1 pseudogene is annotated in these 436 nt (G+C 28.4%); it reads right to left on the bottom strand.

Annotated features, from left to right (window positions below):
- Positions 1-367, bottom strand: a pseudogene (locus ACZQCL_RS02400) (transglutaminase-like domain-containing protein); the annotation flags it as partial.
- Positions 368-436 lie beyond the last annotated feature (69 nt).

Raw genomic sequence — 436 nt, 5'->3', positions numbered from 1 at the left:
TTAAACGATCTTTATAAACTTTACGCACTTTAATTAGGTTTTCAAAAAAATTGTCTTTTAAATATATTTTTCCCTCAATGAAGATCCATTCAAACGCATTGTCTTTGAATAATTCATCAAATTCTTCCTCTTTGAAATCTTCAATCTTTGATTTTAATAATTCAATGGCGTCTTCTTTGGAATACGTAAAATCTTCAGGAAGACGAGAAATCAATTCTTTTTCTAATTCTAAACGCTCCTTTAGTTTGGCAGGAATGTCCTTTTGAAGACGTAAATCAATCATCTCCTGCATCAATTTAAATTGCCCATTCCATTTTAATTTCATTAAATCTTCAGGAAGTGGCGTGTTCAATGTTGTCATGTTCATAAAAGTTCACCTCATTTTGATTATACTCTATTATGAAAATTATTACATAAAAAAATGAAACTTATTGAA

The organism is Holdemanella sp. (assembly GCF_056804935.1).
Note: the sequence above shows the minus strand (reverse complement) of the source record. Positions and strands in the feature narration are given on the sequence as shown.